The organism is Alcaligenes sp. HNGD-HTN06 (genome assembly GCF_049932565.1).
Lineage (GTDB): Bacteria > Pseudomonadota > Gammaproteobacteria > Burkholderiales > Burkholderiaceae_B > Alcaligenes > Alcaligenes ammonioxydans.
On sequence record NZ_CP187782.1, the window covers coordinates 3,342,648 to 3,357,464 of the forward strand.

Below are 14,817 nucleotides of genomic sequence, written 5' to 3' on the forward strand. Positions count from 1 at the left end.
CCTACGCCTTGCTGTCGTGCACGCAAGGCGTAGCCGAGAGACCTTGCCCACAGACTTTGCCTGCCTTTGAATGATGAGCCCCACTCCCGAACTCTCCCCCGCCCACATCCCCTCCCTGGACCGCCTGCTGCGCTCGTCAGAATTTCAGCCTTTGCTGCGCCAGTTTGGCCACTCCCGCCTCAGTCAACACACTCGCGGTCATTTGCAGGCACTGCGGGAAGCGGTGTTAAAGGGTGCGCTAAGCTCCCAGGATCTGGAGCCCGCGCAGCTCGCCAAAGCCCTGCAAGCACAGTTGCAAGCAGAGTCCCGCTTAAAGCTGCGCCCGGTCTTTAATCTGACCGGCACCGTGCTACACACCAATCTGGGGCGTGCCATGTTGCCAGAGGACGCCATTCAGGCCGTTGTCCAGGCCATGCGCTCACCCGCCAATCTGGAATTTGATCTGGCAACCGGGGGGCGAGGCGACCGTGATGACCTGATCAGCACCTTGCTGTGCGAACTGACTGGCGCCGAGGCCGCTACCGTCGTAAACAATAATGCAGCTGCCGTGCTACTGATGCTCAGCACCCTGAGTCCCCAATGCGAAACCGTGGTGTCACGCGGCGAGCTGGTTGAAATTGGCGGAGCCTTTCGCATTCCCGACATCATGAAACGCGCCGGGGCGCTTTTACATGAAGTCGGCACCACCAACCGTACCCATGCGGCCGATTACGACAACGCCGTCAACGAGCGCACCGCCATGTTAATGAAGGTGCATTGCAGCAACTACGCCGTCAAAGGTTTCACCAAAAGCGTTTCGGTAAGGGAAGTGGCACAGATCGCCAAAAAGCACGGCCTGCCCACCAGCGTCGATCTGGGCAGTGGCACCTTGGTTGATTTAAGCCAATGGGGCCTGCCACCCGAGCCTACCGTGCGCGAAACCATCGAAGCGGGCGCCGATATCGTGACTTTCAGCGGTGACAAGCTGTTGGGTGGCCCACAGGCAGGCCTGATCGTAGGCCGCGCCGATCTGATCGCCAAGATCAAGAAGAACCCGCTCAAACGCGCCTTGCGTGTAGGCAAAATCACGCTGGCAGCACTGGAGCCCGTGCTGGCCTTATACCGTTCGCCAGAGCGCTTGCCCGAGCACCTGACTACCCTGCGTCTGCTGACCCGACCTGCGGCTGAAATGCGCGCCCAGGCACTGCGTTTGGCACCAGTCCTGCAGCAATGGGTGGGCACACAATTTGCTGTCGAACCCACTGCCATGTTGAGCCAGATTGGCAGCGGGGCGTTGCCCGAAGATGTGCTGCCCAGCTTCGGGCTGCGCTTTGCCTACAAAGGGCCGGGCCGTCCAGGCCGCCATCTGACCCAACTGGAAGAACGCCTGCGCAGTTTGCCCCAGCCCGTCATCGGACGCATTGCGCAAGATGCCTTCTGGCTGGACCTGCGCTGCCTGGAAGAACACGCTGAACCGTTGTTCAGCGCACAACTGAATCCCGAGCAAGCATGATTGTTGGTACTGCAGGCCATATCGATCACGGCAAAACCACTTTGATCCGCGCCTTGACGGGCGTGGATACCGATCGTCTGGAGGAAGAAAAAAAGCGCGGCATCTCCATCCAGTTGGGCTATGCCTACACGCCTCTGCCCGACGGCCAGATCCTGGGCTTTATTGATGTGCCCGGCCACGAGCGCCTGGTACACACCATGGTTGCAGGTGCCACGGGCATTGATTTTGGCTTGCTGATCGTGGCGGCAGATGATGGTGTCATGCCACAGACCCGCGAACATCTGGCCGTGCTGCAATTGCTGGGCTTGAATGCCGGAGCCCTCGTACTGAGCAAGGCCGATCGGGCCGATACCGCTCGCCTTGAATCGGTCAAGGCGGAACTACGAGCGCTTGCTCACGGCACCTTTCTGGAACAGGCACCTGTCTTTGTGGTGGATGCCTTGAGTGAGGAGCATCCCGGCCTGCAAGCGCTGCGCCAGCATCTGCATACGCAGGCCATGCAATCGACCCGGCAGGAAGGGCAAGGTTATTTCCGTCTGGCCATTGATCGTGTGTTCACCTTGCAGGGCCACGGGACAGTAGTGACCGGCACCGTGCATGACGGTACGCTGGATCTGGATGGCCCCCCGGTGGACCTGCACCTGATGCCACGCGGCACGCCGGTACGGGTACGCAGTATTCATGCTCAGAACCGGGCCTCACGCCAGGCCCGCGCCGGACAGCGTTGCGCCCTGAACCTGGGTGGGATCGATGTGCAGGATATCGAGCGTGGCGACTGGCTGGCCGACGCCCGCTGTTTTATCCCTTCTACACGTATCGACGTGGAACTGAGCCTGCTGGACAAGGACATGCCCGCCTTGCGTACCTGGTCGCCCTGGCATGTGCACCTGGGCGCCGCGCACCTGACAGCCCATGCCGTGCCTTTGGAGGGCGACGCTTTGCAAGCCGGTCAGACCGCTAAGATTCAACTGGTCTTTGACCGACCTATCTGCTCCATGACCGGTGAACGCTTTATCTTGCGCAACGCACAGGCCAGCGAAACAGTCGGTGGTGGGATTGTGCTGGACCCGAATGCACCAGACCGCAAACGACGCTCTACGACACGACTGTCCTGGCTGGACGCCCTGGCACAATGGGCGCGCGGCGGACCACTGGAAGGCCTGCTGGCCCACGCACCTTACGGCTTGGACGAAGCAACGCTCCTACGTCTGTCGGGTGGAACGCAGCACCGCTTGATCGCTCCCGCAAACGCCCGCTGGCACACCGGGCCCCGCCCACAAAGTCAGCCTATTTTGCTCGGTGATGCACGCCTGGAAGCGCTCTGCCAACACGTAGAAAGCGTGATGCTGCAGTTTCATGAGCGCTATCCAGACGAACCGGGCCTGTCCGTCAGCCGCTTGCGCCGCATGGCGGCACCCACCATGCCCGACGCGGTCTGGCAACTCTTAAGCGAGCATCTGCTGGCAGAACAGCGCCTGGCTCGACAGGGTGCCTGGCTGCATACCCCAGGGCACCGCGTCACGCTCAGTCCCGATGATCAAATCCTGGCCGCAGCCCTGCTGCCGTTAATCGACGCTGGCCGCTTCGATCCACCCTGGACACGCGATCTGGCCAAAGAAACCGAGGCGCCCGAGGAGCAGACGCGCAACGTGCTGCGCCGACTGGTCCGCCAAGGCGAACTGTTTCAGGTCGTGCATGATCTGTTCTACCACCGTCGTCAGATTGCGGCTCTGGCCCACATCGTCGAGGAACTGCACACGGGTCAAGGAGTCAGCGCCGCCCAGTTTCGGGACGCAACCGGATTGGGCCGCAAACGGGCCATTCAGATTCTGGAGTTTTTTGATCGTATCGGCTATACACGACGGGTGCGTGATCGCCATGTTTTACGAGGCGAGGCCTGGGCAGCAGCGGATTGAACCAAAAGCGCGAAGTGGGTGCCGAAGCAGACGGCTCCCCGATCGTTGAAGCCTGACCGGCCCTAACGTATGATAGGGCCTCTTGAAGGAAAGCATCCGTGCCCGGTGGCACGGCCGGGCTTCAAACCCGGTTGGGGGCGTCAGACGTTCCCAGGTAGGTTCGACTCCTGCTGCTTTCCGCCACCTGCCTTTGAGCGAGAGATTGCCTGCGATCTCGAACGCCCCCAAGACTATTCACCCCTGGGTTTTACTCAAGTGCATCGGCATGATGCTTTAAAGCCTTGCGCACGTAATACTCGAAGCCAATCTCGGACCGGCGAGGGCGCAAGATCCAGTCATGTGCCTCTCGCCCCAGCTCCGGAAGAATCGGCTTGATCTGCCCGGCAGACATGGCCAGCAACTGCATCCGCGCGGCACGCTCGAACTGCAAGGCCAGCACACAGGCTTCTTCGATGGAGCCGGCCGCAATCAACATGCCGTGATGCGCCAGCAAAATCGCACGCTTGTTACCCAAGGCCTGGGAGATGATCTGCCCTTCTTCATTGCCGACAGGCACGCCAGGCCAGTCTTTCAGGAAAGCACAGTCCTCGTACAACGTGCAGTTATCCATATGAGAGACTTCTAAAGGCACGCCCAACATGGATAAGGACGCCACATGCAAAGGATGGGTATGGATAATGCAATTGACGTCGGGTCGTGCGCGATACACCCAGGAGTGAAAGCGGTTCGCCGGATTAGGCATGCCCTGCCCTTCCAGAACCCTCAGGTCCTCATCCACCAGCAAAATATTGGACACACTGATCTCATCGAAGCCCAAGCCTAGCTGCTGGGTGAAATAGGTACCTTCCTGCTTGCCCCGCCCTGTAATTTGTCCAGCCAAGCCGGAGTCATGACCGCCGTCAAACAGAATTCGACAGGTCAGGGCCAACTTTTCTTTAACACTGCGTTCCGGAACCTGAAACTGAGCCTGCATCTGTTCCTGCGCGCGAGCGATCAACGTTGATTTGGACAAATCCATCGTCGTAGTCATGAGTATTCCTTGTGAACAGCCTGGAGCATCCAAAGACACAGAGCCTCGTGCTTGAACCAGGCCCCTGCGCAATTGAAAAGAAGTCGCTTCAGTGATGGCGATCCTGGCCCAGGCCAAGAACTGCTGTGAAGGCTGATACAGCATGGGCCGTATCCACGAGATGAAGAGCGTGTTGTTTGGAATTGTTCTGACTACTTCTTCAAGCAAGCATGTTTCCTTTAAAGCCAAATCCTGTCAATCAGGAAACCCTATTTCCTTACGAACCATAGGCTTTCAAGACTGATTTCGGGCTGCCAACGCTGACCGCTTGACCGTGGTGCTCTCCGCCTTCCGCCGTTGACGTTACAGTTATGTTGCAACCCAGCAACGCGTTTAGCAATTATTCTCATTTTCAATACCAATGCTGCATTTTGCTTTTGATTTGGAAATGAGAATGGGTATCATTAATGTCGCTGTACGGGGAATACGGCCAGTAAGAGCAAGGCAACCGCAGCACACGCTAAAAACAGACACAAATTGGAAGTCGTCAATGAAATCTCTCTTTACCGTAAAGCGCTTGCCGCTCGTTCTGGCAAGCGTTTTTGCTGCCAGTGTTGCAGTTGCTCAAGACAGCACACCCGTTCAACTTAGCCCTGTTGTCGTAACCGCTTCGGGCTTTGAGCAGGATATTAAAGAAGCTCCAGCTTCGATTACCGTCATTACCCGCGAGGACCTGGAAAACAAGTTTTACCGCGATGCCTACGACGCCCTGTCAGATGTACCCGGTGTGATTGTGACGGGCGGTGGCGACCGTCGTGACATTACGATTCGCGGCATGAGCTCCAAGTACACGCTGATCCTCATCGACGGCAAACGCCAAAGCTCTACCGAAACACGAACCAACTCGGACTCTTCCGGTGTGGAAGGCGGCTGGACCCCTCCCCTGACCGAAATTGAACGTATCGAAGTGGTGCGTGGCCCTATGTCCTCACTGTATGGCTCCGACGCCATGGGCGGTGTAATCAACATCATTACCCGCAAGGTGCCCAAGCAATGGGGGGGAGCCGTCCGCCTAGACAGCACCTTGCAATCGCATAGCCGCTCCGGCGATATCTTCCAAGGCAACTTCATGCTGGGCGGGCCGATCAAAGACGGCCTGCTGGGTTTGCAAGTCTATGGTCAGCAGACCAATCGTCAAGAAGACGATATCTACAACGGCTATCGCAAGCGTGAGTCCTTTGAAGTCGGGGCCAAGCTGAGCCTGACTCCTTCGGACAACCACAGCTTTGTGCTGGAAGGCAACAGCAAGCGTCAAAAATACAACTCCACGCTGGGTAAAACCGTCGAACCCGTGGCTCCGGGTACCGCTTGCGGTCGCTTTGGCTGCCCCGCCAGCTCCGAAACGGATTACCGCGGTGAAAAAGTATCCTTGACCCACAACGGCAACTGGGGCTTTGCCACGTCCGACACCTACGTGCAGCAGGAAGACTTCAACAACAAGTCACGGGATATGCGCATCAAAAACACCGATGCACGTACCGCCTGGGTCGCTCCATTGGGGGATCATTTGCTGACTATCGGTGCTTCTTACCAGCATCAGAAGCTGAACGATGAAACCGGTAACCAGCTCACCACGGGCATCAGCCGCATCAAACGCACCCAGTGGGCGCTGTTCATGGAAGATGAGTGGAGCCTGACCAACCGCTTTGCCCTGACTGGCGGCCTGCGCTACGACCACGACGAAAACTTTGGCAAGCACGTCAGCCCTCGTATTTATGGTGTGTGGTCGGCCACCGACAACTGGACGATCAAAGGCGGGGTGTCCACAGGCTTTCGTGCCCCCGACTTGCGGCAAACCATCCCCGGTTGGGGCCAGGTCAGCCGCGGTGGCAATATGTACGGCAATCCTGATCTGAAGCCAGAAAAATCGCTGTCCCAGGAATTTGGGGTGATGTATGACACGCTGGAAGGCTTTTCTGCCGGCGTGACCCTGTTCAACAACGACTTCAAGGACAAGATCACCCGCGTGTCGTGCCCGAGCACCAAATGCACTGACGGTCCCAACCAGTTTGGTTCCAACCCAACCACCTACGAAAACGTGGACAAGGCGGTCACTCGCGGCATTGAAACCAATTTCACGTGGGATCTGGCCAAGGACTGGACCTTGAAGGCCAACTATACCTACACCGACTCCAAGCAAAAGAGCGGTCCTAACGAAGGTCAGCCTCTGAATCAGATGCCCAAACACATGGCCAATGTCAGCCTGGACTGGCGCCCGACCGAGAAGATCAGCACATGGGCACGCGTGAACTACCGTGGCAAAGAAAGCGAGCCAGTCAGCTCGGCTTCCTCTTCCAGCACACGCGCTCCGTCCTATACCTTCGTGGACTTGGGCGGCACCTACAAGCTGAACAAGAACGTAGACCTGTACGCAGGCATCTACAACGTACTGGATAAACAAGTCCGTTATGAAGACTACAGCTACGTGGAAGATGGCCGCCGTTACTGGCTGGGCGTAGGCCTGCGTTTCTAAAAACCTTGCCCCCCGCCAATGGCCGGCACCTCGGGTGCCGGCCATTTTTATTTCTCCACGGCATTCGCACCTCTTACCCGACAGATAAGCGCTTCCTTGCGCCCCAACAGCGCTAGACTAAAGCCTTGTTCGCCAGTTTTCTGGCGCCTGAGTCACCACAGTCGGGAGCTGACCTTGTCGTCCGTCGAGCCTGATCTTGCGATCTATGCTGGCCCTCACGCCTATCGTCACATTCAAAACCATGGCTTGCATGCCAAAGACATCAGCACGCTGATTGGCAGCGCCGGAGGGCCCAAGGCCCTGGCACTGACCGGGCTGGATCAGTATCTGTTTGGAGACTGGCTCAACACTCATGACGAGCCGCTCTGGCTGTTTGGCAGCTCGATTGCCTCCTGGCGCTTTGCCTGCGCCGCCCAGAACGATCCCTACAAAGCCTTTGCGGACTTTGCCCAGCTTTACATACACAGCCCGTTTATGCCCCAATCCACCGTGGCGGACATTACGCGCTCGACGCAGGGCATGCTCCGAACCTTGCTGGGGAACGCGGACGCCCAGGCGGCCATCCTGAACCACCCACGTTATCGCTTTGCCATCACCGTTGCACGCAGCAAAGGCTGGGCCAGCTCTCGGAACCCCAGGCAGCTCGGCGCAGCCTTGCTGGGCTGCATGGTCGGAAACTATGTCCATCCTGCCATCCCTCACTGGTTTTTTGAGCGGGTCATTGTGCATGACACCCGCAGCCCCTTGCCGATTGAGGACAAGCATCGAAAACAGGCTCGCTATGCCGCGCTGGACGAACACAATCTGTTCGAGACCCTGGCAGCCAGCACCGCGATACCACTTGTGATTGACGGGGTGGATGCCGCTCACAACTGGCCTGCCGGGCTCTACCGGGATGGCGGTCTGGTCGATTACAACTTTTGCGCACTGGATCTGGAGGGCCCCGGCCTGAGCCTGTTTCCCCATTTCACCCAGAACATCAGTGCCAGCTGGTTCGACAAATACCTGCCACGCTGGCAAAAGGCACGTCGGCCACATAGCCTGGACAAGCTGGTTTTGCTCTGTCCCACACCCCGCTTTTATCAGCGGCTGAACGAGTGCAAAATTCCCAGCCGGTCCGACTACAAGCGTTTATCGGATGCAGACCGGCGTCAGGCTTGGCAAAACTCGGTGGAACAAAGCCAGCGCCTGGGCGAGCAGTTTGCTCAATGGGTGGCCACCGACCAGCTCGCGCAGCGTGTCCGTCCGCTCCCCTTCCCCTAGCTAAAAGCCTGCAGGACCCACAGGCAATTTAGTATCATTTCACCTTCAACCTATTTCCTGGTGCGTGCTCATGGATACCCCCGTTCGTCTGACCCAATACAGCCATGGAGCCGGTTGCGGCTGCAAGATCTCTCCCAAGGTACTGGACATTATCCTGGCCGGCAGTGGCGCCCAGAATCTGGACCCGAATCTGTGGGTGGGCAATACCTCCCGCGATGATGCCGCCGTGTACGGCCTGAACGAGGAAACAGGCGTCGTCTCGACCACTGATTTTTTCATGCCCATCGTGGATGACCCGTACGACTTCGGGCGCATCGCCGCTACCAACGCCATCAGCGATATCTATGCCATGGGTGGCAAGCCGATCATGGCGATTGCGATTCTGGGCTGGCCCATCAACGTCCTGTCTCCGGAAATCGCGCGCGAAGTGGTGCGTGGCGGACGCGCCGCCTGCGATGCTGCCGGCATTGCCCTGGCGGGGGGCCACTCCATTGACGCGCCCGAACCTATTTTTGGTCTGGCCGTTACAGGCGTCGTGGATAAAGCACAGTTAAAGCGCAACGACACCGCTACCGAGGGCTGTCAGCTTTATCTGACCAAGCCTTTGGGCATCGGTGTTCTGACCACAGCCGAAAAAAAGGCCAAGCTGCGCCCCGAAGACCAGAATCTGGCTCGCGACTGGATGTGTACGCTGAACAAGCCCGGTAGCCGCTTTGCCCAACTGGCCGGCGTGAAAGCCATGACGGACGTAACGGGCTTTGGTCTGCTGGGTCACCTGATTGAAATGGCCGATGGCAGCGGCCTGACTGCCCGTTTGAATCTGGACCGCGTCCCTTTGTTGCCCGGCATTGAATACTATCTGGAACAAGGCTGCGTCCCCGGCGGAACCCAACGTAACTTTGACAGCTACGGCCACCGCATTGCCCCCATCAGCCAGGACCAGATCAACATTCTGTGCGATCCGCAAACCAGCGGTGGGTTGCTGATCGCTGTGGAGCCTTCTGCCACTGCCGAATTCATGACCATGGCGGCCGAACTGGGTTTGAAACTGGACGCCATCGGGGAATTCATCCCCGCCAACACCTACGCTGTTGAAATTGCTTGATGCGCCCTGACACCCACGACTACCGCGAGCTGTTCCTGAATGATGTACCTTTGATGGACGCTCGCGCTCCGGTCGAATTTAGCAAAGGGGCCTTTCCCGGCGCACTGAACCTGCCCCTGATGAACGATGAGGAACGTCATCAAGTCGGGATTTGCTACAAGCAGCATGGTCAGCAAGCGGCCATCGCCCTGGGTAACAAACTGGTCAGCGGTTCCATTAAAGCAGCCCGTCTGCAAGCCTGGGTGCAGTTTGCACAGACGCACCCTGAAGGCTACCTCTATTGCTTTCGGGGCGGCCTGCGTAGCCAGATCACACAAACCTGGCTACGCGAAGAGGCAGGCATCCTCTACCCCCGTGTGGTAGGGGGCTATAAAGCCATGCGCGGCTTTTTACTGAACAATCTGGAACAAACCGTCAGCAAGGCCCAGTTCCAGGTACTGGGCGGCATGACAGGCACCGGCAAGACCGATGTGCTGCTACAGCTTGAACACAGCCTGGACCTTGAAGGCTATGCGCATCATCGGGGCTCCAGCTTTGGCAAACATGCCACCGGCCAGCCCAGTCAGATCGACTTTGAACATCGTCTGTCCATCGCCATGCTGAAAAAGACAAACCAAGGACATCAGCGCTTTGTACTGGAAGATGAAAGTCAAACCATAGGACGTTGCAGCCTGCCGCTCAGCCTGTATCGCGGGATGCAGCACTGGCCGATCATCTGGCTGGAAGACAGCCTGGAAAACCGGATCACGCGCATTGTGCGCGACTATGTTCAGAACCTGCATGCCGAGTTCACCCAAGAACACGACCCGCAAACGGGCTTTGCCCTGTTTGCGGCGCAGTTGCGCCAAAGCCTGTCGCGCATCACCAAACGACTGGGGCATCAACGCTACCAGCAGCTCTCCGCCATCATGGACGCTGCCTTGCAAGAGCAGGAACGCAGTGGCGCACTGGATGGGCACCGCGATTGGATTGGCGGCTTGCTGACGCAATATTACGACCCTATGTACAGTTATCAACGCCAACAGAAAGGCGAGCGCGTCATTTTTCAGGGCGACGCCGAGGCAGTGCTGAATTATTTGCGTCACCCGGCCTGATCCAGGCGCCCGCCCCGTCCACAGCAAGGCCGTCCATCCTTTCACGCAAGCGCAGGTAGCCTGAGCGGGGCCTGCGCCCACGCTTGTCAGAATCTGTCCTTGCGCTGACACAACGAGTAAACAAAGGGTAACCCCTACCATCTTGCAAGAATCTTGTTGCAGGTGGTACGAAATGAAGTCCCTCAAATGCTTGGTCCGGCATGTCCAGTTGCGCACGCTGTGGCTCCTTCTCTTTGTTCTGGCCGCCTGTTTAAGCAGTCCCGCAGCCCACTCCACTTCGCGCATTGCCCATTTTCTGCCGGACATTGCCCTCAATGAGATTTTCCCCGCCGCCACACATGCCAGCGAGCCGGAAGGCAAGCTGCCTGTATCCAAAGTCTTTAAGGATCAGGAACAACTAGGGTATGTGTATGTGACGACCGATATCGTCAACACCCGCGGCTACTCCAGCTTTCCCATCGATACCCTGGTTGCTCTGGACATGGAAGGCAGCATCGTCGCTGCCAGACTGCTGGAACACCACGAACCCATTGTCTTGATCGGCATCCCCGAGTCCCGGGTAGAGGCGTTCATTCAAGGCTATATCGGCCAGAACTACATCAAGAACCGGCCTAAACCGGGCGCACCGCCTCCTGTTGACATCATCAGTGGCGCTACCGTGACCCTGATGGTGGTGGGCGACAGCATCATGCGCTCCTCCCAACTGCTCGGCCGGCAAGAAGGCATAGGCCAGCCTGCCGCTCCCGCCGTGGCGCAGGCCACCGTCAAACGCAGCATAGACACCCGCAACCACACCCTGTCCAGCTGGGACGAGCTGCTCCAAAGCGGCGCTGTCCAAGGCCTGCATGTCAGTGTGGCCGATATCAACCAGGCCTTTAAGGACAGCGGCCGCAGCGAGGCCGCTGCCCACCCCCAGGAGGGCGACCCGCAAGACACCTTTATCGATTTGTACGTTGCCCTGGTAAGCGTGCCCAGCATCGGTCAAAGCCTGCTGGGAGAGGCCGATTACAACTATCTGCAACAAGAATTGAAACCCGGCCAGCAGGCCATGCTGGTGTTAGGTAATGGCCTGTATTCCTTCAAAGGATCGGGTTATGTACGTGGCGGTATCTTTGACCGCATCGAAATCGTGCAGGATCTGGACAGCTTTCACTTCACCGACCTGGATCACCAACGTCTGCCCGGCGTGAAAGCCGCAGGCGCTCCGGATTTCAAAGAAGCCGCCCTGTTCAAGATCCCTGCCACCGCCACCTTTGATCCGGTTCTGCCCTGGCGCTTGCAATTGCTGGTGCAGCGCGTCCTGAGTGTCAAAGACAAAGCCTTTGTCACCCTGAACCTCAATTACCAGCTTCCTGATGCCTATTTGACAGCCCCTGCGCCCGCTGCCCCTGCAGCCGCCCCTGAGGCGGCCCCACCGGAGGAACAGGAAACAGCCAGCGCCCCCCTGTACAAGCAAATCTGGGCTGGCAAGAAGGTACAAATTGCCGTGCTGCTGGTGTCTTTGCTGACCTTGGGCGGAGTCTTCTTCTTCCAGGACACGCTGACAAAACACGAGGTGTTCTACCGACGCTTTCGTATTGGCTTTCTGCTGTTCTCCCTGGTCTGGATTGGCTGGTACGCCTCGGCCCAATTGTCCGTGGTGAATGTACTGACGTTCTCCCACGCCCTGCGCACCGATTTCCGCTGGGAATACTTCCTGATGGATCCACTGGTCTTCATTCTGTGGATTGCTACCGCCATTTCCCTGATTTTCTGGAACCGGGGCGCCTTCTGTGGCTGGCTCTGTCCTTTCGGAGCACTGCAAGAGCTGGCCAACAAGCTGGCCCGCTTCCTGCGCATTCCCCAGATCAAGGTGGCCTACAGCGCCCATAAACGGCTGGTAGCCATCAAGTACGTGACCTTCATTCTGCTGTTTGGCTTTGCCCTGTACGACATGGCCGTGGCCGAAAAGATGGCCGAAGTCGAACCCTTCAAGACCGCCATCATCCTGAAATTCATCCGCGACTGGCCCTTCACGATCTTTGCCGTACTGCTGCTGATTGCCAGCCTGTTCATCGAGCGTTTTTACTGCCGCTATCTCTGTGCCCTGGGCGCTGCCCTGGCCATCCCCGCCCGCCTGCGCATTTTTGACTGGCTGCGTCGCTACCCCATGTGTGGCAACCCCTGTCAGCGCTGTGCGACCGACTGTCCCGTACAAGCCATCGAGCCCGAAGGCCCCATCAACCCCAACGAATGTATCCAGTGTCTGAATTGCCAGATGCTGTATCACCACGAGAAAAAATGCCCGCACCTGATTCAAAAGATCGCCAAGCGCAAGCGAGATAAACCGGCCCCCGTTGCCGTTGCCAGCTCGCTGCAAGACGATGCTGCTGCCCGCCCTACCGTGCGTCCACGCAGCGTAGACAGTACCGATTCCACCCCCGCCACGCCGTGAGACGCCTGGGCGCGCCCCAGCGCCAAGTCGGTCACGTCATCACACACAAGGAAAATCACACCATGTCCGAGAACAAGCAGGATAAACAGGGTTTGAGCCGCCGCGCCTTTTTGGGCACTGCCGCCTTATCCGGCGCTGCTGTGGTCAGCGCCACCCACATTGGCAATGCCTTGGCCGATACCAAAAAGGCGCCGAACGGGCAAAGCGCCCATATTGAGCCGGGCGAGCTGGACCAGTACTACGCCTTTAACTCCGGTGGTCAGTCCGGCGAGATCCGCATCATGGGTCTGCCCTCCATGCGCGAACTGATGCGCATCCCGATCTTCAATATTTGCAGTGCCACCGGCTGGGGGATTACCAACGAAAGCCGCCAGATCATGCGCGCCAATCTGACGCCTGAAACCCTGGCGTTTGCAGACTCCCTGGGCGGCATCCTGCCCAACGGCGATGCTCACCACCCTCACATGTCCTTTACCGACGGGACCTATGACGGGCGCTTCATCTACATCAATGACAAGGCCAACAACCGCGTGGCTCGCGTGCGCTGCGATGTCATGAAGTGCGACAAGATCATTGAGATTCCCAATGCCGACGGTATCCACGGCCTGCGACCCCAACGCTACCCACGCACCGGCTATGTGTTCTGCAACGGCGAGCACATTGTCCCCCTGCCCAATAACGGCACAATCTTTGGCAACCCCAAAGAAAACTACTTCTCGGTGTTTACCGCCATTGATGGCGACACCATGGAAATCGCCTGGCAGGTGATCGTGGACGGCAACCTGGACAATTGCGACGCCGACTATCAGGGCAAGTACGCGTTCTCCACCTGCTACAACTCCGAAAAGGGAATAGATGTAGGCGAGATGAGCGCCAACGAGCAGGACTGGGCCGTGGTGTTCAACCTGAAAGCCATTGAAGACGGCGTCAAGAAAGGCGACTTCAAGGAAATGCAGGGCGTCAAAGTGCTGGATGGTCGCAAAGGCTCGCGCTACACCCGCTATATCCCCGTGCCCAATTCGCCACACGGCTGCAACGCCAGCCCCGACGGCATCCACGTAGTCTTCAACGGCAAACTCTCGCCCACCGTCACCATGATTGACGTGCGTCGCCTGGATGATTTGTTCGCCGACAAGATCAAGCCCCGCGATTGCGTGGTGGCAGAGCCCCAACTCGGTCTGGGCCCGCTGCACACCGCCTTTGATGGTCGCGGCAACGCCTACACCACCTTGTTCATCGACAGTCAGATCGTCAAATGGAACATGGCCAAGGCGATTGAAGCCTTCCAGGGCAAGGATGTGGACCCCATCATTCAGAAGCTGGACGTGCATTACCAGCCGGGTCACAACCACACCACCATGGGCGAGACCAAAGAGGCCGATGGCAAGTGGCTGGTGTCACTCAACAAGTTCTCCAAAGACCGCTTCTTGAACGTCGGGCCGCTCAAGCCCGAAAACGATCAGCTGATCGACATCTCGGGCGACGTCATGAAACTGGTACACGACGGCCCCAGCTTTGCCGAACCGCACGACATGCTGCTGGTCGCCGCTGGCAAGGTACGCCCCAAGCGTGTCTGGACCCGCGATGATCCCTGGTGGAACAGCGCACGCAAAATGGCCGAAAAAGATGGCGTCACCCTGGAAGGTGCTTCCAAAGTTATCCGTGACGGCAACAAGGTCCGTGTCTACATGACGGCTGTTGCGCCCGTGTTCTCGGTGCCGAGCTTTGAGGTCAACCAAGGCGATGAGGTCACCGTTGTGGTCACCAATATGGAGATGATCGAAGACCTGACACACGGCTTTACCTTGTCCGGCTATGGCGTAGCCATGGAAATCGGGCCGCAGCAAACCAGCTCGGTCACCTTTACCGCCTCCCGCCCCGGCGTGCACTGGTACTACTGCCAGTGGTTCTGCCACGCCTTGCACATGGAAATGTCCGGTCAGATGAACGTGAAACCCAAAGCCTGACGGT

9 protein-coding genes and 1 tRNA gene are annotated in these 14,817 nt (G+C 58.2%); 9 read left to right on the forward strand and 1 reads right to left on the reverse strand.

Annotated elements, in window-relative coordinates:
• Positions 1-73: 73 nt before the first annotated feature.
• The 3 genes from selA (at position 74) to ACOZ42_RS15315 (ending at position 3,591) form a co-directional block, all read left to right on the forward strand.
• Positions 74-1,492 (forward strand): L-seryl-tRNA(Sec) selenium transferase, encoded by a 1,419-nt coding sequence (gene selA, locus ACOZ42_RS15305; protein ID WP_426345860.1) that lies wholly within the window; start codon positions 74-76, stop codon positions 1,490-1,492.
• The gene (selB, locus tag ACOZ42_RS15310) at positions 1,489-3,408 is read left to right on the forward strand and encodes a selenocysteine-specific translation elongation factor (protein WP_426345336.1); all 1,920 of its coding nucleotides are present in this window, start codon (positions 1,489-1,491) and stop codon (positions 3,406-3,408) included. The genes selA and selB overlap by 4 nt, the downstream gene beginning before the upstream one ends.
• 87 nt (positions 3,409-3,495) lie before the next feature.
• Positions 3,496-3,591: transfer RNA gene (locus ACOZ42_RS15315), tRNA-Sec, on the forward strand.
• A gap of 64 nt (positions 3,592-3,655) precedes the next feature.
• Here the strand turns inward: ACOZ42_RS15315 and ACOZ42_RS15320 are convergent.
• Positions 3,656-4,438 carry an aldolase gene (locus tag ACOZ42_RS15320; RefSeq protein ID WP_301606040.1) on the reverse strand — a complete coding sequence of 261 codons (783 nt, stop codon included), beginning with the start codon at positions 4,436-4,438 and terminating at the stop codon, positions 3,656-3,658.
• A 529-nt stretch (positions 4,439-4,967) separates the two neighbouring features.
• On the opposite strand from ACOZ42_RS15320, the gene ACOZ42_RS15325 reads away from it, so the two are divergent.
• The 6 genes from ACOZ42_RS15325 (at position 4,968) to nosZ (ending at position 14,813) form a co-directional block, all read left to right on the forward strand.
• Positions 4,968-6,950, forward strand: coding sequence for a ligand-gated channel protein (locus tag ACOZ42_RS15325; RefSeq protein ID WP_426345337.1), 1,983 nt, complete (start codon positions 4,968-4,970; stop codon positions 6,948-6,950).
• Between the two features lie 174 nt (positions 6,951-7,124).
• Positions 7,125-8,213: a hypothetical protein gene (locus tag ACOZ42_RS15330; RefSeq protein ID WP_003805079.1), complete on the forward strand. Its 1,089-nt coding sequence runs from the start codon at positions 7,125-7,127 to the stop codon at positions 8,211-8,213.
• 70 nt (positions 8,214-8,283) lie between these two features.
• Entirely contained in the window at positions 8,284-9,318 is a 1,035-nt protein-coding gene (gene selD, locus ACOZ42_RS15335) for a selenide, water dikinase SelD (protein WP_240209476.1), read from the forward strand.
• On the forward strand, positions 9,318-10,412 hold the full coding sequence (gene mnmH, locus ACOZ42_RS15340; protein ID WP_426345338.1) for a tRNA 2-selenouridine(34) synthase MnmH: 1,095 nt from the start codon (positions 9,318-9,320) through the stop codon (positions 10,410-10,412). The genes selD and mnmH overlap by 1 nt, the downstream gene beginning before the upstream one ends.
• A 172-nt stretch (positions 10,413-10,584) precedes the next feature.
• Positions 10,585-12,846, forward strand: a complete 2,262-nt coding sequence (locus ACOZ42_RS15345) for a 4Fe-4S binding protein (RefSeq protein WP_426345339.1) — start codon at positions 10,585-10,587, stop codon at positions 12,844-12,846.
• Positions 12,847-12,908: 62 nt separating this feature from the next.
• Positions 12,909-14,813, forward strand: coding sequence for a TAT-dependent nitrous-oxide reductase (gene nosZ, locus ACOZ42_RS15350; RefSeq protein ID WP_426345340.1), 1,905 nt, complete (start codon positions 12,909-12,911; stop codon positions 14,811-14,813).
• Positions 14,814-14,817: the final 4 nt, after the last annotated feature.